Genomic DNA, 17,318 nt, shown 5'->3' on the forward strand with positions numbered 1-17,318 from the left:
GGGGCGTCAGCCCGCCAGCTCCCGTAGGGCCTCGCCGTCCAGCCGGTAGACGGTCCACTCGTCCATGGGACGGGCGCCCAGCGCCTTGTAGAACGCGATCGACGGGGCGTTCCAGTCGAGCACCGACCATTCCAGCCGGGTGTAGCCCCGCTCCACGCAGATGCGGGCGAGCTCGGTCAGGAGCGCCTTGCCGTAACCGTGGCCGCGCAGCTCCGGGCGGACGTAGAGGTCCTCCAGGTAGATGCCGTGCCGCCCGGTCCAGGTCGAGAAGTTGCGGAACCACAGGGCGAAACCGGCGACGGTGGTGGTGCCGTCGGCTCCGGTGTGTTCGGCGACGTGCGCGAAGGCGGCCGGAGCCGGTCCGAACAGGGCCTCGGTGAAGTCCTCCTCGCTCGCCTTGGCCGACTCGGGCTCGCGCTCGTACTCGGCGAGCTCACGGACCAGCCGATGGATCGTCGGCACGTCCTCGGGGCGGGCGGGGCGGATCACGGCTGCTCCTCGTGGGATCGACGGGTCTGGTCGTGAGGCGTGCGGGGACGCCACCCCGTTCACGGTAGCCGAGACCGGCTCCGGACGGGGCGGCGTCCCCGCGTCCACCGGGCAGGACGGTCCGCTACAGCACCTTGGACAGGAAGGAGCGGGTGCGTTCCCGGCGGGGGGCGGACAGCACCTCCGCCGGGGTCCCCCGCTCCACGACCACGCCACCGTCCATGAAGACGAGGCTGTCGCCCACCTCGCGGGCGAAGCCCATCTCGTGGGTGACCACGATCATCGTCATCCCGTCGCGGGCCAGGTCCTTCATCACGTCGAGGACCTCCCCGACCAGCTCGGGGTCGAGGGCGCTCGTCGGCTCGTCGAACAACATCAGCGACGGTTGCATGGCCAGCGCGCGGGCGATCGCGACACGTTGCTGCTGACCGCCGGAGAGCTGGTCGGGCAGGCTGTTCGCCTTGTCCGCCAGGCCGACCCGCTCCAGCAACCGCATCGCGCGTTCCCGCGCCTGCGCCCTGGGCTCGCCCTTGACCTGGACGGGCGCCTCCATGACGTTGCCCAGCGCCGTCATGTGCGGGAACAGGTTGAAGCGCTGGAACACCATGCCGATGTCACGGCGCTGGGCCGCGACCTCGCTCTCGCGCAGCTCGTGGAGCCGGCCGCCCTTCTCGCGGTAGCCCATGAGCTGGCCGTTCACCCACAACCGTCCGGCGTTGATCTTCTCCAGGTGGTTCACGCAACGCAGGAAGGTGGACTTGCCCGAGCCCGAGGGGCCCACCACGCACATGACCTCGCCCCGGCGCACCTCCAGGTCGATGCCGCGAAGGACCTCGACCCGCCCGTAGCTCTTGTGGACGTTCTCCGCGACGACCATGCGATCGTCGGACACGGGGCCTCCCGCCGCAAGCGTCATCCTCTGCCTCCCCCGCCGCTGAGCAGCCGCCCCCCGACGCCGGCGCGCGCGCCGCGCTGTCCGAACGTCCGTTCCAGGAAGTACTGCCCGATCATGAACAGGCTGGTGATCGCCAGGTACCACAGGCACGCGGCGACCAGCATCGGAAAGAGCTGGAAGGTGCGCGACCCGATGGCGCTGAGCTGGAAGAACAGCTCGGTCGTCACCGGGACGTAGGCCACCAGCGCGGTGTCCTTGAGCATGGCCACCGTCTCGTTGCCGGTGGGCGGCACGATCACCCGCAACGCCTGGGGCAGCGTGATACGGCGCAGTACCTTCGACCGGTTCATGCCCAGGGCCTGGGCGGCCTCGGTCTGTCCCTTGTCCACCGACTGCAGGCCGGCCCGGACGATCTCCGACATGTAGGCGCCCTCGGACAGCGCCAGGGCGAGGAGACCGGCCATGAAGCCGCTGAGGAAGGTGCGGGCGTCCAGGCTGAAGATGCGGGCGTCGCCCTCCAGCCCGAGCAGGGGCATCCAGTAGTTGTCGAAAGGCAGGCCGAACTCGATCTGCTGGTACAGGATGCCGAGGTTGCCGAAGAGGACCGCGAGCACCAGACGCGGCACGGCGCGGAAGAACCACGTGTACAGCCAGGCCATGCCGGACAGGACCGGGTTGCTGGACAGGCGCATCACCGCGATGACGACGCCCAGGGCGACGCCGATCAGCATCGCCAGCACGGTCAGCAGCAACGTGGTGCGCACGCCGATCAGGACCGGTTCGGCGAACATGTTCTCGAAGACGAAGGCCCATTGGAAGGCCTCGTTGGTCACCAGCATGTGGACGAACATGGCGGCCAGCACCACGATGACGGCCGCGGCCACCCACCGCCCCGGATGCCTGACGGGAACGGCCTTGATGGGATCGGGCGGGGACTGCGCCGGAACCGGGGGTTCCGACGTCCGCGAATCTCTCTGTGAGGTCACGTCGGTATTACTCTTCGATCTCCGGGTCGACCTCGGGCTGCTCGATCGCGCCCTGTTCCAGACCCCACTTCGCCAGGATCTCGGTGTAGGTCCCGTCCTCGATGATGGCGGTGTAGCCGGCCGCGATCGCCTCGGCGAGCTCGGTCTCCTCCTTGTTCACCACCGCGCCGTAAGGAGCGGCCTCGTACTGCTCGCCGAGCGTCTCCAGCCGGTCGCCGGTCTGCTCGACGGCGTAGACGGCCACGGGCATGTCGGCGAGGGCGGCGTCGTTCTTGCCGGAGACGATCGACTCGGTGGCCTGGTCCTGGCCCTCGAACTGCTCGATGACGATCTCGGGGTCGCCCGCCTCGACACACGCCTGGCTGCGGGCCTCGATGTCGGGCACCTGCACGGTGTTCTTCTGGACGGCGATCCGCTTGCCGCAGGCGTTCTCGGGGTCGACATCAGCGGGGTTGCCGGCCTGGGTGAACCACTGCGTGCCCACGTTGAAGTAGCTCACCATGTGCACCTGCTCCAGGCGCTCGGCGTTGATGGTGAACGAGGAGACGCCGGCGTTGTACTTGCCCGAGGCCACACCGGTGACGATGCTGCCGAAGGGGGCCGGCTCCCAGCGCGTCTCCAGGCCGAGCTTGGCCGCCACCGCGTCGAACAGCTCCACGTCGAAGCCGATGACGGTCTGCCCGTCGGTGTCGAGGAACTGGCCCGGCGCGTAGCTGGCGTCGACGCCGACGGTGATCTCGCCCGCGTCGCGGATCTCCTGGGGGACCATCGCCGAGAGCTCGGAGTCGGCCTCGACGCTCGGTGCCGGAGAGGACGCTTCCCCGCCCTCACCTCCGCCACCGCATGCCGACAACGCCAGCACGGACACGAGCGACAGGGCGGCGATGGGGAACGGGCGGCCGGCGAGGGCCGACTCGGCGAGGTGCTTTGGCACGGCCACGTCTGTCTCCTTTGCAGGGATGGGCGGCGGCGTCCCGGGGGATCGGGGGTGGTGGCCGGGAGCGCCGTCGGGCATCACGCGGGGCGCGATGGGGGTGGGCGCCCATCGTTCCGGAGCGGGTATGTGCCTGCGGTCACCATTGTGAGATGATTGCGTAACGGGTAATCCCCGTGACACCGACAGCGCCGAGCTTGTACGAGCACCGTGAAGGCCGGCTCCCTTCCGGGCGCATGGCAGCCCCGGCCCGGGAGCCTCCCCTAGCACCCGCCTTCACGCGCTGTCCCGGCATCCACGTCCGTCCGCGCCATGGCCGACGCGGACGGGCACGAAGACCGAGGGGTTTTTCACGTGACCACCACTGCCCATGACCGTTTGGACGAGGATCCCGCCTTCGCGTTGCACCGGGGCGGCAAGCTCCGGGTCGAATCGTCCATCGAGGTCGCCGATCACGAGGGGCTGGCCCTCGCCTACACGCCGGGCGTGGCCCGGGTGTGCAGCGCCATCGCCGACTCCCCCGAACTCGTCGACACCTACACCTGGAAGAGCAAGGTCGTCGCGGTCGTCACCGACGGCACCGCGGTTCTGGGGCTGGGCAACATCGGGCCCGAGGCCTCCCTGCCCGTGATGGAGGGCAAGTCGCTGCTGTTCAAGCAGTTCGCCGGGGTCGACTCGGTCCCGATCGCGCTGTCGTGCACCGACACCGACCAGATCGTCGAGACCGTCGTGCGCATGGCCCCCTCCTTCGGGGGCATCAACCTGGAGGACATCTCCGCGCCGCGGTGCTTTGAGATCGAACGGCGGCTGCGCGAGGTCCTGGACATCCCGGTGTTCCACGACGACCAGCACGGGACCGCCATCGTCGCGTTGGCGGCACTGCGCAACGCGGCCCGGGTGACCGGGCGCGAGCTGGGCGACCTGCGCGCGGTGGTCTCGGGGGCGGGCGCCTCCGGTCTCGCCGTCACCCGGATGCTCATCGAGGGCGGTATCGGCGACATCGCCGTCGCCGACAGCAAGGGCATGATCTACGCGGGCCGCGAGGGCCTCAACGCGGCCAAGGCCGAGATAGCCGCCATCAGCAACAAGGCCGGGTTGCAGGGGTCCATCGAGAGCGCGCTGGCCGGAGCCGACGTGTTCATCGGCCTGTCCGCCGGAGAGGTCCCCGAATCCGTCGTGGCGACGATGGCCAAGGACGCCATCATCTGCGCCATGGCCAACCCCAACCCCGAGATCCACCCCGACGTCGCCCGCTCGTACGCGAGCGTCGTCGCCACCGGGCGCAGCGACTTCCCCAACCAGATCAACAACGTCCTGGCCTTTCCCGGGGTGTTCCGCGGGGCGCTGGACGTCCGCGCGACCGACATCACCGAGAACATGAAGCTGGCGGCGGCCGACGCCCTGGCCGACCTGGTCGGGGACGACCTCGCCCCCGACTACGTCATCCCCAGCCCGTTCGACGAGCGGGTGGTCCCGGCGGTCTCCGCGGCGGTGGCCGCGCAGGCGCGCGAGGACGGGGTGGCGCGGGCCTGACCGCCGTGATCCGACCGGACGCGACGTGATCGTCCGGTGATCCAGAGTGACCGATCCGGAGCGGGGTTCTCCCGCTCCGGATCGGTCGTCATGGGGGCGGCCGACCGAGGTCGGGTCTCGAAGCGGTGCAGGGTTTCACCTGCGGTACCGCGGTGCGGGGGTCAGAGCTTGTCGCGTGCGGCGGCCCCGAGAAAGGCCGCCCACGCCTCGGGGGGAAAGCCCAGCACCGTTCCGCCCGGTGTTTTGGAGTCGCGGACCATGATCCTCCTGTTCAGGTCTGCGACCTCGACGCACTGTCCCCCTCCGGTACCGCTGTAGGAGCTCGTGCGCCAGCGAGCGCCTTCCGTTTCAAACGCGGCCATGCCGCGCCCCCTTCCCTATTCATCTTCTTCCTTTGCTTTTCTCGACCGGAATTGTTCTTCCAACTCGGTCAAGAGTCCCCGTGTCTCCACGGGGTGCAGTGCGGCCGTACGCAAGTGGTCGAACGCCATCGTGTAGAACCGCACCTCTTTCGCCTTTTCGATGTAGAGACTGCTGGTCAGGTTTTCCAAATGGACGAGTCGCGGCGCATAGACGTCCGATTCCGCGAACTCCAGGATGTCGAACGAGCCATTCAGTCCTGAATGAGAACCTCGATCGAAAGGCAGGACTTGTAGTGTTATGTGGGTCTTACGTCCCAGATCGGATAGATGGCGAAGTTGGTTCGCCATGACCTCCGGGCCTCCGATGGGTCGGTGCAACACGGCCTCGTCGAGGATGACCCACACGTCCGGCGGATCCTCGCGCGCGAGGATCTCCTGGCGTCGGATGCGCAGTTCGGTCCGCCGTTCGATCTCGCGCGGTTCGACGGGAGTGGGGTGCGACTCCAGCAACGCGCGGGCGTAGTCCTGCGTCTGGAGCAGCCCTGGGACGATCTGGGCCTGGTAGAAGCGGAGCGTGCTGGCCTCGGGCTCCAGGCCGAGGTAGACCTCGAAGCGCTCGGGCATGATGTCGCCGTAGACGTGCCACCAGCCGCGCCTGCGGGACTCCCGGGCCAGCATGACCAGTGTCTGGCGCAGGCCGTCGTCCTTGACCTCGTACAACTCCAGCAGGTCGCGCACGTCGTCGGAGTTCGTGGCGACCTGGCCGCGTTCGATGCGTGAGAGCTTGCTGCCGGACCAGGACATGCGTTCGGCGGCTTCTTCTCCGGTCAATCCGGCATTTTCTCGCAGACGGCGCAATTCGACACCAAGGCGGCGGCGTCGGACGGTGGGGTTATAGCCAGCGGCCACCGGGAGCCTCCTTTTCCGGGGGAGAGGCTGTTGGGAGAACGGGAGAAGGCTACTTCACACCGAAGGAGGGAAGGGACTTGGGGGGAATTCTCCAAAGCAATTGCACGGCCTCTTCCCGGCGTGCATGATGGCCACTATGCCATGCGGAGAAAGTCCTGCTGGGCCTCTTTCCGCAACGAGCGCCATGACCGAGGGTGGTTGGATGATCGCGCATTCCCCCAGTGGTGGACCGGTTACCGGAAATACCCGGCGCGGCGAACGGCGGCGACACGCGCAAACGTGCGGGTGCGGCCAAGAGGATGTTCACAGGGCGCAATTCCCCGGTCTGGAGGGACGCGTCCGTGACGTCCGGGCGTTCGTCGAGACATCCCTGCTCCCGCGACAGGACGGGCACGCCCCCTTCGACGACGACCTCGTCGACACCGCATTGCTTCTGGTCAGCGAACTCGCCTCCAACGCGGTCCGGCACACCCGCAGCGGCGAACCCGGCGGAATGCTCATGGTCGAGGTCCGCCGGCACGCCCACGAGGTGACCGTCGAGGTCTGCGACCAAGGCCCGCGGGAGGGACATCCTCCCTCCCGCCCCGTAGTGCGCTCCCTCTCCCTGGAGACCGAGTACGGGCGCGGCATGGCCTTGGTCGACGCGCTCGCCACCCACTGGGACGCCCGCCGCCACGGCCCCGGCCTGGCCGTCTGGTTCACCCTGACCGCATCCGAGGCCTCCCCGCGCCGCGTCTGACCTCCGCCCCCACCCCCGGTCCGCGGGGAAGGGCCGCCCCACCCGTTTCCCGCCCCCTGTGCCGGGCAGGCGGAATCGACCGGCCGCCTGGAGCGGCCACACCGCGACGGACGGGAGAACATCGTGCGACTGGTCTGGGTCCTGGACACCTGCGACGCCGAGCGACTGGCCGTCTTCTGGGGTGCCGCGCTGGGGTATGAGCGGGACGAGGCGGACCCGCCCTATACCTTCCTGCGCGACCCGGGAGGACTCCGCCCCGACCTGATCCTGCAGGACGTCCCCGAACCCAAGACCGGCAAGAACCGGATGCACCTCGACATCGTCGTCGAGGACCTCCACGGGGAGGTGTCGCGCCTGATCGGACTGGGCGCGGTACAGCGCTGCGCACCCGTCGCGGAGGTCAACGGCGGTCGCCTCGTCGTCATGGCCGACCCCGAGGGAAACGAGTTCTGCGTCGTGCGGGAGGCGACATTCCCCGAGCCCGTTCCGGCCACGGCGAAGGCGGATGGTTAGGGTCGGGGCCATGTTCGCCATCACTGCCGCGCGTATCGACAAGGACAATCCGCTCTCGGCCCTGGAGGCCACGGAGCGACCCGCCCCCAAGGTCCCCGACGGCTGGACGACGGTGACCGTGAAGGCCGCCTCACTCAACCACCACGACCTGTGGAGCCTGCGCGGGGTGGGCCTGTCCGCGGACAGGTGCCCCATGATCCTCGGCTGCGACGCAGCGGGACTGGACGAGGAGGGCAACCCGGTCGTCGTCCACGGCGTCATCGGCGACGTTGCGGCGGGGGGCGGTGACGAGACCCTCGACCCCCGCCGCTCCCTGCTGTCCGAGGTCCACGACGGTACGTTCGCGGAGAAGGTCGCCGTGCCCCGCCGCAACCTCGTGCCACTGCCGGAGGGATTGTCGTTCGAGGAGGCGGCGTGCCTGCCCACGGCCTGGCTGACCGCCTACCGGATGCTCTTCGAGAAGGCCGGGCTTCAGCCGGGCGGGTCCGTACTGGTCCAGGGGGCCGGCGGGGGCGTGTCGGGCGCGCTGATCCGGCTCGCCTCGGCCACCGGCTACCGCGTCTACGCGACGAGTCGCAGCGCCGCCAAGCGCGCCCGCGCGCTGGAGCTCGGCGCGCACGCGGCGGTGGAACCGGGGGAGCGGCTGGCGGAGAAGGTCGACGTGGTGTTCGACAGCGTGGGGGCGGCCACCTGGGCCCACTCGGTGCGCTCGCTCAAGCCCGGCGGGCGCATCGTGACCTGCGGCGCGACCAGCGGCGACGCGCCGCCCGCCGAGCTGACCCGGGTGTTCTTCCTCCAGCTCTCCGTTGTCGGGTCCACGATGGGCACCCGCGACCAGCTGGAACGGCTCGTCGGCCTGTGCGCCCGCACCGACGTGCGCCCCGAGATCGACCGTGTCCTGCCCCTGACGCGGGCGGCGGAGGGATTCGCGGCCATGGCCGAGGGCGACCTGTTCGGCAAGATCGTCTTCACTCTCTGAGACCGACGGACGGGGCCGCCCCGGCGACCGCGCGGTCGCCGGGGCAGCCCCGTGTCGATCAGCCCTGGGGGCGTGGCCCGTCCTCGGTGTCGGCGGGCGGCTCCCGGGTGGCCGAAGCCCAGGGATCGCCGCCGGGGTCCGACGGCCGGGGACCGGAGTCCTGACGGGGCGTGTCGCCCTCGCCGGCGGGTCCCGGCTCGGGGGGCCGTGGGCCCGGCGCCCCCTCGGAGGCGGGTCGGTCCTGCCGCTCCGGCGGACCCCACGAGGAGATGTCGCGACGGATGACCTCCAACGTGTCGTCGAGGATGCGGCGGAGGTGGCCGGCGGCCTGCGTACTGGTCTCGCCGGCTCCGCGGACGGTGTCGCTGACACGTTCGGAGAAGTCGCGGAGCGCCTGTTCGAACTCGGGGCGCTGACCGTGCTCGCCGCGCCGCCCCCAGGCGGGGAAGCCCTGGGAGAACCGCTCCCAGTCGTGCCCCCACCAGGGCCCCTTGCGTTCGCCCTCCTCGCCCTCGCCGCGTTCGTGGCGACCGCGTTCGCCACGGGACCGCCCGGCGGAGGCGGTGGGGTCCTCGGCGCCCGCCCGCGCCCACACGTCCTCATCCGACTCGGACGGGGTCTGGCGGTCCCGCCTGCCACGGGAGCCGCCGGCCGCGGACTTCAGCTCCTCGCGCAGGGAGCTGATCGTGTCGCGCACGTCCTGCTTGACCGCGCGGGCGATGTCGCGGACGGAGTCGGTGATCTCGCGCTCCAGGTCGTCGAGCTCGGAGGCACGCGCGTGCAGTTCCTCGCGTCCCTTGTCGGTGAGCCGGTAGACCTTGCGCCCGTCCACCACCTCGTGGGTGACCAGGCCCTCCTCCTCCAGCCGGGACAGCCGCGGGTAGATGGTGCCGGGAGAGGGGGAGTAGACGCCAAGGAAGCGGTCCCGTAGCAGGCTGATGATCTCGTAGCCGTGCCGCGGGCTCTCGTCGAGTAGTTTCAGCAGGTAGAGCCGGAGCCTGCCGTGGCCGAAGATCGTGCTCATGCGTCCCCCCTCAGGAGAGCGGCCGGAGCGTCGGGGGCGCGGCGCAGCAGTGAGACCGACCCCGACACGGTCGTGGTGGTGACGTCGGCCGGTTCGATGCCGCTGCCGATCGTTCCGCTCAGCCGGCTGCGCCCACGCTGGTCGCGCCGCTCCAGGCCGAACGCGGAGTCGAGCGCGCCGGTGGCCGTGCGCAGGTCCACGTTCGCCGACGTCTCCGCGGGGACCCGCAACGCGATGTCACCGGAGACGGAGGCGAGCCGGACCCTGGCCGAGGGGGTGAGGTCGACGTCGGCGAACAGCTGTCCCGAGCCGGACTTGGCGGAGAAGGCGGAGAGCCGGTCGCCGGCGACGGCGAGCCGACCGCTCACGCTGTTGAAACCGAGACTGCCCGACAGGCCACGGGCCTCCAGGCCTCCGGAGACCGTGTTGACGTCGATCTCGCCGCCGAGGCCGTCCAGCGTGACGTCACCGGAGGCGCTGCGCAGCCGGGTCTTGGCGCGTACGCCGGCGGCGACGATCGGGGCGGTCACGGTGGTCACGTCGATCGGGCAGTCGGTGGGCACCCGCAGGCTGATGGTGGCCGAGCGCCGTCCCACGTCGCGGTAGCCCGTCAACTGTGGTGGCCGGAGCCGGTCGAGCAGGCCCTCACGGGTGAGGTCCTCGTAGGTGATCGTCAGGATGCCCGCCTCCTGGGAGACGAGCACCGGACCACCGACGATGTCGGAGACCTCGAAGGTCACCGGGTCGTCGGTGGGGAGGACATTGACAAGACCGCCGACGATGCGGACGCGCAGAGCCACGATTCCATCGAGGGTGCGGGTCGTCGACTGGTCGATGGTCCATCGCGCCATCGCAGTCCCTTTCCATCGCTGTGCTTCTGGGAAACACGATATGTCGCGATGGCGGAAGTCTCAAGATATGTCGCAACTTCAAGGGGGAAGTCAGGGCGTTCTCAGGGAAACCCCTGGCCCTCCCTTGGCCCTCAACAGACGGAGAGGGGCCACGGCCGAGACCGTGACCCCTCTCCCGCGCTCATGGACGCGAACCGCTCAGTCCTCGTCGTCGTCGAGCCGGGCCAGCCAGGTGGCCAGCCGGTCGACCGCCGTCTCGAACTCCGGGTTCAAGTCGGTGAACGTGCGCAACTGGTCGGCGACCCAGGCCAGGGAGACCTCCTCCTCGCCGCGCCGCCGCTCCAGCTCCTCGATACCCCGATCGGTGTAGTACATGACTAGTCCGCCGGCGGGAACACCGTGTTGACCAGCGCCTGCTGCTCCACCTCATGCCGCTTGGCCGACCCCGCCGCGGGCGAGGAACTGGCCGGACGCGACACCCGGGTGAACGGGCGGTCGAGCTGCTCGGAGAAGACCAGCGCCACGAACGGCCACGGCCCCATGTTCGCCGGCTCCTCCTGCACCCACAGCACCTCTCCCGCGTTGGGGAAGGCCGCGAGCTGCTGGCGGATCTCCTCGATCGGCAGCGGGTAGAGACGCTCGACCCGCACGATCGCGGTCGTGGTGTCCCCCGTCCGCTTCCGCGCCGCGTCCAGGTCGTAGTAGACCTTGCCCGAGCACAGCACCACCCGGCGCACGTCCTCGGCCTTGATCCCGCTGGTGTCGGGGATGAGCGGCTGGAACGAGCCGGAGGTGAACTCCGAGGTCGCCGACGTGGCGGCCTTCAGGCGCAGCATCGACTTGGGCGTGAAGACCACCAGCGGGCGGCGGAACGACGACTTGACCTGCCAGCGCAGCAGGTGGAAGTAGTTCGCCGGGGTGGTCGGCATGGCCACCGTCATGTTCTCCTGCGCGCACAGCTGGAGGAAACGCTCGATCCGCGCGGAGGAGTGGTCGGGCCCCTGCCCCTCGTAGCCGTGCGGCAGCAGCAGCGTGACGCTGGAGCGCTGACCCCACTTCTGCTCACCGGAGCTGATGTACTCGTCGATGACGGTCTGGGCGCCGTCGACGAAGTCACCGAACTGGGCCTCCCAGGCCACCAGCGCGTCCGGACGCACCACCGAGTAGCCGTACTCGAAGCCGAGCGCGGCGTACTCGCTCAGCAGCGAGTCGTGGACGTAGAACTTCGACGTGCCCTTGTCGAACCGCTTGAGCGGCGTGTGCACCTCGCCGGTGTTGCGGTCGACCAGGGCGGCGTGGCGCTGGCCGAAGGTACCGCGGCGGCTGTCCTGGCCGACCAGCCGGACCGGGTGCTCCTCGATGAGCAGCGAACCGAAGGCGAGGGTCTCGCCCATGGCCCAGTCGATCGTGTCCTCGGCCACCATCTGCGCGCGACGCTGCAACTGCGGCAGCAGACGCGGGTGCGGGGTGAACCCCTCGGGCAGGTCGGTCTGGGTCTCGACGACCCGCTTGACCACGTCGGAGCTGATCGCGGTCTCGACCGCGGCGTGGTCGATGCGCCCCTCGTCGAACACCTCGGGCTTGATCACCGCGCCCGGCTCCACCGGCTTGCGGCCGGCCTCGCGGGTCTCGGTGAAGGCGCGCTCCAGCTGCTGCTGGTAGTCGCGCAGGGCCTGCTCGGCCTCCTCCACGGAGATGTCGCCGCGTCCGATCAGCGCCTCGGTGTAGAGCTTGCGGGTGGACCGCTTGGCGTCGATCACGTCGTACATCAGCGGCTGGGTGAACGAGGGGTTGTCGGCCTCGTTGTGCCCGCGGCGCCGGTAGCAGACCAGGTCGATGACGACGTCCTTGTTGAACGTCTGCCGGTAGGCGAACGCCAGCTGGGCCACCCGGACGACGGCCTCGGGGTCGTCGCCGTTGACGTGGAAGATCGGCGCCTGCACCATCCGCGCGACGTCGGTCGCGTAGACGCTGGAACGGCTGTCGGCCGGAGAGGTGGTGAAGCCGACCTGGTTGTTGACGATGACGTGCACGGTGCCGCCGGTGCGGTAACCCCGCAGCTGCGACAGGTTCAGCGTCTCGGCCACCACGCCCTGACCGGCGAACGCGGCGTCGCCGTGGATCAGGATCGGCAGCACGGTGAAGCCCTGCGGCCCCTTGTCGAGGATGTCCTGCTTGGCGCGGACGATGCCCTCGGCGACCGGGTTGACCGTCTCCAGGTGGCTGGGGTTGGCGGCCAGCGAGATCGCGATCTTCTCGCCCTCGGGGGTCTCGAAGGTGCCCTCGGTGCCCAGGTGGTACTTGACGTCACCGGAACCGTGCGCGCTGCGCGGGTCGAGGTTGCCCTCGAACTCGCCGAAGATCTGGCCGTAGGACTTGCCGCAGATGTTGGCGAGGACGTTCAGCCGGCCGCGGTGGGCCATGCCGATGACGACCTCGTCCAAGCCGTTCTTGGCCGCCTTGGAGATCACACCGTCCAACAGCGGGATCAGCGACTCGCCGCCCTCGAGCGAGAAGCGCTTCTGGCCGACGTACTTGGTCTGCAGGAACGTCTCGAAGGCCTCGGCGCTGTTGAGCCGGCGCAGGATGTGCAGCTGCTCGTCGCGGGTGAGCTTCTCGGGCTCACGCTCGACGTGCGACTGGATCCACTCCCGCTCCTCCGGGCTCTGGATGTGCATGTACTCGATGCCGACGGTGCGGCAGTAGGTGTCACGCAGCACGCCCAGGATGTCGCGCAGCTTCATGACGGCCTTGCCGCCGAAGCCGCCCGTCGGGAAGTCCCGTTCGAGGTCCCACAGCGTCAGGCCGTGTTCCAGGATGTCGAGGTCGGGGTGGCGGCGCTGACGGTACTCCAGCGGGTCGGTGTCGGCCATGAGGTGGCCGCGGACCCGGTAGGCGTGGATCAGCTCCTGGACCCGGCTGGTCTTGTCGAGCTGGTTGACGTTGTCGACCGAGATGTCCTGAACCCAGCGCACCGGCTCGTAGGGGATGCGCAGGGACTTGAAGATCTCGTCGTAGAAGCCGTCCTCGCCCAGCAGCAGCTGGTGGATGCGGCGCAGGAACTCGCCCGACTGCGCACCCTGGATGATGCGGTGGTCATAGGTCGAGGTCAGCGTCATGACCTTGCTGACCGCGAGCTTGTTCAGGGTCTCGGGGGAGGCGCCCTGGAACTCGGCCGGGTACTCCATGGCGCCCACGCCGACGATGGTGCCCTGGCCGGGCATCAGGCGGGGGACGGAGTGCACCGTGCCGATGCCGCCCGGGTTGGTCAGGCTGATCGTGGTGCCCTGGAAGTCCGGGACCCCCAGCTTGTTGTTGCGGGCCTTGCGGACCAGCTCCTCATAGGCCGTCCAGAACTCCTTGAAGTCCATGGTGTCGGCGGCCTTGATGCTGGGCACCAGGAGCTGGCGCGTGCCGTCAGGCTTCTTGAGGTCGATCGCCAGGCCGAAGTTGACGTGCTCGGGCTTGGCCACGCCCGGCTTGCCGTCGATCTCCACGTAGGAGTGGTTCATCTCCGGCAGCGCCTCAAGCGCCTTCACCATCGCGTAGCCGATGAGGTGGGTGAAGGAGACCTTGCCACCGCGACCGCGCCGCAGGTGGTTGTTGATGACGATGCGGTTGTCGAACAGCAGCTTCACCGGGACCGCCCGCACGCTGGTGGCGGTCGGCAGGGTGAGGCTGGCCTCCATGTTCGTGGCGGTGCGGGCAGGGGCGCCGCGCAGCCGTTCCTCGGTGACGGCCAGAGCGTCGACGCCGCCGGACTCCTTGGCGGAGCCGCCGTCGTCCTTGGCGGCCGGCTTCTTCGGCTCGTTCTTGGTGGTGCCGCCGGCCTTGGCCGGGGCAGCGGTCTTCGCGGCCTGGGTGGCACCGGAAGCACGCGCGGGGGACGCGGTCGGCGTCCCCCCGGAGGGGGTGCCCGTCCCGTTGGCGCTGGTGGATCCGGACTTTCCGGACTTGTAGTCCGCGAAGAAGTTCCACCATGCCTTATCAACCGAGTTCGGGTCGTTCAGATACTTCTGGTGAAGTTCGTCGACCAGCCACTCGTTGGGGCCGAAATCTGTCAGGGGTTGAGACGCCTCAGACGACACGGCGGAGATCGCCCTCTTCCGCAGCTCGTTTGTGAATGTGATGGAGAGATGGCCACTTACGCAGGGCGGGCATAGGTATAGCGACTCCACTCGGCCGCCTCGCGACGCGCCCGGCCGGCAATCTCGCCTAACAGGCTACTTGGCCGCGGGTCGCGCTGGGGACCCCGGGGCGGCGCCGCACTGGGATATACCTAACAATATTTCACACGCGGGCGCCAGGGGAAGAGCGCGGAGGTCGGAGACGGCCCAGCTCACACGCCCGTGGCCGTGACCGGATCAGGCCGTCACCTCATCAGCTTGGTGTGGTCCCAACTGGCCACACGTCGCACGGAAAGAAACACCGCGACACGCTTGCGGCCCGCCCGCTCCAGCCCGGCCCGGACGTCCCCCAGCTCCTCCACCCCCACGCCGGCCATCCGCGCCGCGACGGCCGCGCCCACGTGCAGCACCGTCGTGGGGTCGGCGTGGATCTCGGCGGTGCCGTACAGCGTCACACCGCGCAGCCGCGCGTACTCCTCGCCGTCCTCGACCAGGCAGGTCATCGTCGGACGTCGACGCAGGTTCACCACCTTCTGCGAGGCCGCGTAGGTCCAGAAGGCCAGCCGTCCCTCGAGCATCGCGTAGAACAGCGTGGACAGGTGCGGCTCGCCGTTCCGGCCCACGGTCGCGACCTGCACCTTGCGGTGTTCGGCGAGGAAGGCGGCGACCTCGTGGTCGCTCATCCTGATCCGGTCCCGCTGGTGCGGGGAACGGGAGGCGCGGCCGTTCGACACGTGTTCCCCTCTCAGCCCAGCCGGACGGTTCCCCGCCCGGTGATCAGCGGTAGGTCCAGACAGGTGCGGATACCGGGGCGCGCGGCGCACACAGCGGGGATCGCGTTGACCGCGTAGGCGGCGACCCCGGCCAGGCCGTGGTTGAAGTCCTCGATGCGCACCACGTAGTCGGGCACCCCCTCCACGCGCAGCACCACACCCGGCCGGCCCCACTGGGGAACCCGCCTGGCATCGCTCTTGCAGGCCCACTCGACGTCGATGACCGGCCGGCCGGCGATCGTGCCGGAGAACGTCCACAGGGCGCCGGCCACGGTGCCCGCCCGGACGGTCCCCGCGGCGACCTCGAAGTCACGGTCGGCGACCACCACCTCGCCGCGCGACTCCACGTCGTCGAGCTCCAGGCCGAGCCCCTCGGCCACCAGGTGCATGCTCTCGGCGAACGAGCGTTCGTGGAACGAGCGGAAGGGACGCACGGTCCGGGCGTGGGAGTCGGGCGAGCGCCCCAACCCCATCAGCCCGCTGACGACGTCGGCCGAGGGGTTCCCCGCGAAGTCGGAGCACTCGCGCAGGTAGATGTGGTCGATGCGCATGCCCAGACCCGACAGCGCGAGCGGCAGGACCTGGGACAGGAAACCCGGGTTGACCCCGGTGCCGTGCAGGGACGCGCCGCCCGCGGCACACGCGGCCTCCAACCGGGCGGGCAACTCCGGTCCGTAGACACGCGGGTTGACGAACCCCGTGGTCGTCACCACGTTCTTGCCCGAACGCAACAGCGCGCAGATCGTCCGGGCGTCGTCGTCGGGGTCCTCGGAGAAGAAGGCCGACGGAAGCGGCGTGTGCGTCACACAGTCGGCGTCCAGCGCCAGGATCTCCTCGGGATCGTGCGTGGCCCGCACCCCCACGGGGCCCAGCCCGGCGAGCTCCCCCGCGTCGATCCCCGCCTTCTCCGGCGAATGGACGTAGACGCCGACGAGCTCGAACTCGGGCCGGCCGAGCAGCGCGCGCAGCGCAGCCCTCCCCACCGAGCCCGTCGCCCACTGGATGACACGGATCGGCACGAGCGGCCTCCGGCGTGTTGTCGCGGCAGGTGCTTCCCGGTTCCGACGCTGATCGGGAGATCACGAATCTACCAACGGCGGACGCCGCGGCACAGGGGCTCACCGCCCCGGCCGTCAAACGGTTCGCGCGCCCCCCGCGGATCGGGTAGTTACAGTCGAAGACCACGGTCCGGGCGGCGCGCAGAGCCGCGGACGTCACGGTGGGATCAAGGAGGAGAAATGACCGACCTGCGGTTCGATGGGCGGGTCGCCGTCGTCACCGGTGCCGCACAGGGACTGGGCCGCTCCTACGCCCTCGAACTGGCCGCTCGCGGGGCCAAGGTCGTCGTCAACGACCTGGGCGGACGGGACGGCGGGACGACCGGCGAGGCAGAGGGGCCGGAAGGCGTCGTCGAGCAGATCGAGGGCGACGGCGGGGTGGCGGAGGCCGACACCCACGACGTCTCGACCCAGGAGGGCGCGCAGGCGCTCGTGGAGGGCGCGCTGGACCGCTTCGGCCGTGTCGACATCGTCGTCAACAACGCCGGCATCCTGCGCGACAAGTCGTTCAAGAACATGTCCGTGGCCGACTGGGACGCCGTGATCGGGGTCCACCTGCGCGGGACCTTCCTGGTGTCGCAGGCCGTGTTCGGCCATTTCCGTGAGCACGGGTACGGTCGCATCGTCAACACCACGTCCCCCTCGGGCCTGTTCGGCAACTTCGGGCAGAGCAACTACGCGGCGGCCAAGATGGGCATCGTCGGCCTCACCAAGGCCCTCGCGATCGAGGGGGCGAAGTACGACGTCGCGGTCAACGCGATCGCCCCGCTCGCCTACACCCGGATGACCGAGGACCTCTTCCCGCCGGCCGCGGCCGCGAAGCTGGGACCGGAGAAGGTCACCCCGCTCGTCGTCTGGCTCGCCCACGAGGACTGCCCGGCCACCGGAGAGGTGTACTCGGTGGGGGGCGGGCGCATCGCGCGGGTGTTCGTCGCGGAGGGGCCCGGCGTGGTGCTCCCCGACGCCACGCCCGAGGACATCGGGGACAACTGGCCCGACATCAACGCCGAACGCCCCTACGTCATCCCCCGTAACCTCGCCGAGCAGACCCAGGTCATCCTCAACGAGGTCATGTGACCCCACGGCCGTGCCCGGATCGGGCCCAAGGCCCCGAAACGGGCGCCGCCGCGGCGCAGCTGATCATGA

General features: G+C 69.8%; 17 protein-coding genes. 5 read left to right on the plus strand and 12 right to left on the minus strand.

Annotated elements, in window-relative coordinates; translation table 11 throughout:
* Positions 1 to 6 precede the first annotated feature (6 nt).
* The 4 genes from ACYVHU_RS08100 to ACYVHU_RS08115 all read right to left on the minus strand — a co-directional run bounded on the left by ACYVHU_RS08100 (position 7) and on the right by ACYVHU_RS08115 (position 3,310).
* On the minus strand, positions 7 to 489 hold the full coding sequence (locus ACYVHU_RS08100; protein WP_078762667.1) for a GNAT family N-acetyltransferase: 483 nt from the start codon (positions 487 to 489) through the stop codon (positions 7 to 9).
* 124 nt (positions 490 to 613) lie between these two features.
* Positions 614 to 1,405 carry an amino acid ABC transporter ATP-binding protein gene (locus tag ACYVHU_RS08105; RefSeq protein WP_078762668.1) on the minus strand — a complete coding sequence of 264 codons (792 nt, stop codon included), beginning with the start codon at positions 1,403 to 1,405 and terminating at the stop codon, positions 614 to 616.
* Complete coding sequence (locus ACYVHU_RS08110; RefSeq protein ID WP_498948010.1) at positions 1,402 to 2,370, minus strand: amino acid ABC transporter permease; 969 nt, start codon at positions 2,368 to 2,370, stop codon at positions 1,402 to 1,404. Before ACYVHU_RS08110 ends, ACYVHU_RS08105 begins: the two co-directional genes overlap by 4 nt.
* A gap of 7 nt (positions 2,371 to 2,377) precedes the next feature.
* Positions 2,378 to 3,310 (minus strand): ABC transporter substrate-binding protein, encoded by a 933-nt coding sequence (locus ACYVHU_RS08115; RefSeq protein WP_235001045.1) that lies wholly within the window; start codon positions 3,308 to 3,310, stop codon positions 2,378 to 2,380.
* 306 nt (positions 3,311 to 3,616) lie between these two features.
* Here ACYVHU_RS08115 and ACYVHU_RS08120 point away from each other — a divergent pair, with 306 nt between their 5' ends.
* On the plus strand, positions 3,617 to 4,837 hold the full coding sequence (locus tag ACYVHU_RS08120) for an NAD(P)-dependent malic enzyme (protein WP_498948012.1): 1,221 nt from the start codon (positions 3,617 to 3,619) through the stop codon (positions 4,835 to 4,837).
* 161 nt (positions 4,838 to 4,998) lie between these two features.
* Here ACYVHU_RS08120 and ACYVHU_RS08125 read toward each other — a convergent pair whose 3' ends face one another.
* Both ACYVHU_RS08125 and ACYVHU_RS08130 read right to left on the minus strand, forming a co-directional pair.
* Entirely contained in the window at positions 4,999 to 5,199 is a 201-nt protein-coding gene (locus tag ACYVHU_RS08125) for a DUF397 domain-containing protein (RefSeq protein WP_078762671.1), read from the minus strand.
* Between the two features lie 15 nt (positions 5,200 to 5,214).
* Positions 5,215 to 6,108: a helix-turn-helix domain-containing protein gene (locus ACYVHU_RS08130; RefSeq protein WP_235001047.1), complete on the minus strand. Its 894-nt coding sequence runs from the start codon at positions 6,106 to 6,108 to the stop codon at positions 5,215 to 5,217.
* A 202-nt stretch (positions 6,109 to 6,310) separates the two neighbouring features.
* Here ACYVHU_RS08130 and ACYVHU_RS08135 point away from each other — a divergent pair, with 202 nt between their 5' ends.
* The 3 genes from ACYVHU_RS08135 to ACYVHU_RS08145 all read left to right on the plus strand — a co-directional run bounded on the left by ACYVHU_RS08135 (position 6,311) and on the right by ACYVHU_RS08145 (position 8,339).
* Entirely contained in the window at positions 6,311 to 6,847 is a 537-nt protein-coding gene (locus ACYVHU_RS08135; RefSeq protein ID WP_498948014.1) for an ATP-binding protein, read from the plus strand.
* A 123-nt stretch (positions 6,848 to 6,970) separates the two neighbouring features.
* Positions 6,971 to 7,360: a VOC family protein gene (locus ACYVHU_RS08140; protein WP_498948015.1), complete on the plus strand. Its 390-nt coding sequence runs from the start codon at positions 6,971 to 6,973 to the stop codon at positions 7,358 to 7,360.
* A gap of 10 nt (positions 7,361 to 7,370) precedes the next feature.
* Positions 7,371 to 8,339 carry a zinc-binding dehydrogenase gene (locus ACYVHU_RS08145; protein WP_078762675.1) on the plus strand — a complete coding sequence of 323 codons (969 nt, stop codon included), beginning with the start codon at positions 7,371 to 7,373 and terminating at the stop codon, positions 8,337 to 8,339.
* 58 nt (positions 8,340 to 8,397) lie between these two features.
* On the opposite strand, the gene ACYVHU_RS08150 is transcribed toward ACYVHU_RS08145, so the two are convergent.
* The 6 genes from ACYVHU_RS08150 to ACYVHU_RS08175 all read right to left on the minus strand — a co-directional run bounded on the left by ACYVHU_RS08150 (position 8,398) and on the right by ACYVHU_RS08175 (position 16,133).
* Positions 8,398 to 9,363, minus strand: coding sequence for a PadR family transcriptional regulator (locus tag ACYVHU_RS08150; RefSeq protein ID WP_078762676.1), 966 nt, complete (start codon positions 9,361 to 9,363; stop codon positions 8,398 to 8,400).
* On the minus strand, positions 9,360 to 10,214 hold the full coding sequence (locus ACYVHU_RS08155) for a DUF4097 family beta strand repeat-containing protein (RefSeq protein WP_078762677.1): 855 nt from the start codon (positions 10,212 to 10,214) through the stop codon (positions 9,360 to 9,362). The genes ACYVHU_RS08150 and ACYVHU_RS08155 overlap by 4 nt, the downstream gene beginning before the upstream one ends.
* 198 nt (positions 10,215 to 10,412) lie before the next feature.
* Positions 10,413 to 10,589, minus strand: coding sequence for a DUF6104 family protein (locus ACYVHU_RS08160; protein WP_200813681.1), 177 nt, complete (start codon positions 10,587 to 10,589; stop codon positions 10,413 to 10,415).
* A 2-nt stretch (positions 10,590 to 10,591) separates the two neighbouring features.
* A complete protein-coding gene (locus ACYVHU_RS08165; RefSeq protein WP_078762678.1) occupies positions 10,592 to 14,302 on the minus strand; it encodes a multifunctional oxoglutarate decarboxylase/oxoglutarate dehydrogenase thiamine pyrophosphate-binding subunit/dihydrolipoyllysine-residue succinyltransferase subunit in 3,711 nt (1,236 codons plus the stop codon).
* Between the two features lie 284 nt (positions 14,303 to 14,586).
* The gene (locus ACYVHU_RS08170) at positions 14,587 to 15,075 is read right to left on the minus strand and encodes a pyridoxamine 5'-phosphate oxidase family protein (RefSeq protein ID WP_235001049.1); all 489 of its coding nucleotides are present in this window, start codon (positions 15,073 to 15,075) and stop codon (positions 14,587 to 14,589) included.
* 11 nt (positions 15,076 to 15,086) lie between these two features.
* Complete coding sequence (locus tag ACYVHU_RS08175) at positions 15,087 to 16,133, minus strand: NAD(P)H-dependent amine dehydrogenase family protein (protein ID WP_432938783.1); 1,047 nt, start codon at positions 16,131 to 16,133, stop codon at positions 15,087 to 15,089.
* 219 nt (positions 16,134 to 16,352) lie between these two features.
* Here ACYVHU_RS08175 and ACYVHU_RS08180 point away from each other — a divergent pair, with 219 nt between their 5' ends.
* On the plus strand, positions 16,353 to 17,249 hold the full coding sequence (locus ACYVHU_RS08180; protein ID WP_078762680.1) for an SDR family oxidoreductase: 897 nt from the start codon (positions 16,353 to 16,355) through the stop codon (positions 17,247 to 17,249).
* The last annotated feature ends 69 nt before the right edge of the window (positions 17,250 to 17,318 follow it).

This window comes from Marinactinospora endophytica, from assembly GCF_054780875.1.

What these genes read in the sequence shown, in the direction of transcription:
- ACYVHU_RS08105 (WP_078762668.1), bottom strand. Translation starts at nt 1,405, where the DNA reads ATGACGCTTGCGGCGGGAGGCCCCGTGTCCGACGATCGCATGGTCGTC.
- ACYVHU_RS08120 (WP_498948012.1), top strand. Translation starts at nt 3,617, where the DNA reads ATGGCCGACGCGGACGGGCACGAAGACCGAGGGGTTTTTCACGTGACC.
- ACYVHU_RS08125 (WP_078762671.1), bottom strand. Translation starts at nt 5,199, where the DNA reads ATGGCCGCGTTTGAAACGGAAGGCGCTCGCTGGCGCACGAGCTCCTAC.
- ACYVHU_RS08135 (WP_498948014.1), top strand. Translation starts at nt 6,311, where the DNA reads ATGATCGCGCATTCCCCCAGTGGTGGACCGGTTACCGGAAATACCCGG.
- ACYVHU_RS08145 (WP_078762675.1), top strand. Translation starts at nt 7,371, where the DNA reads ATGTTCGCCATCACTGCCGCGCGTATCGACAAGGACAATCCGCTCTCG.
- ACYVHU_RS08150 (WP_078762676.1), bottom strand. Translation starts at nt 9,363, where the DNA reads ATGAGCACGATCTTCGGCCACGGCAGGCTCCGGCTCTACCTGCTGAAA.
- ACYVHU_RS08155 (WP_078762677.1), bottom strand. Translation starts at nt 10,214, where the DNA reads ATGGCGCGATGGACCATCGACCAGTCGACGACCCGCACCCTCGATGGA.
- ACYVHU_RS08160 (WP_200813681.1), bottom strand. Translation starts at nt 10,589, where the DNA reads ATGTACTACACCGATCGGGGTATCGAGGAGCTGGAGCGGCGGCGCGGC.
- ACYVHU_RS08180 (WP_078762680.1), top strand. Translation starts at nt 16,353, where the DNA reads ATGACCGACCTGCGGTTCGATGGGCGGGTCGCCGTCGTCACCGGTGCC.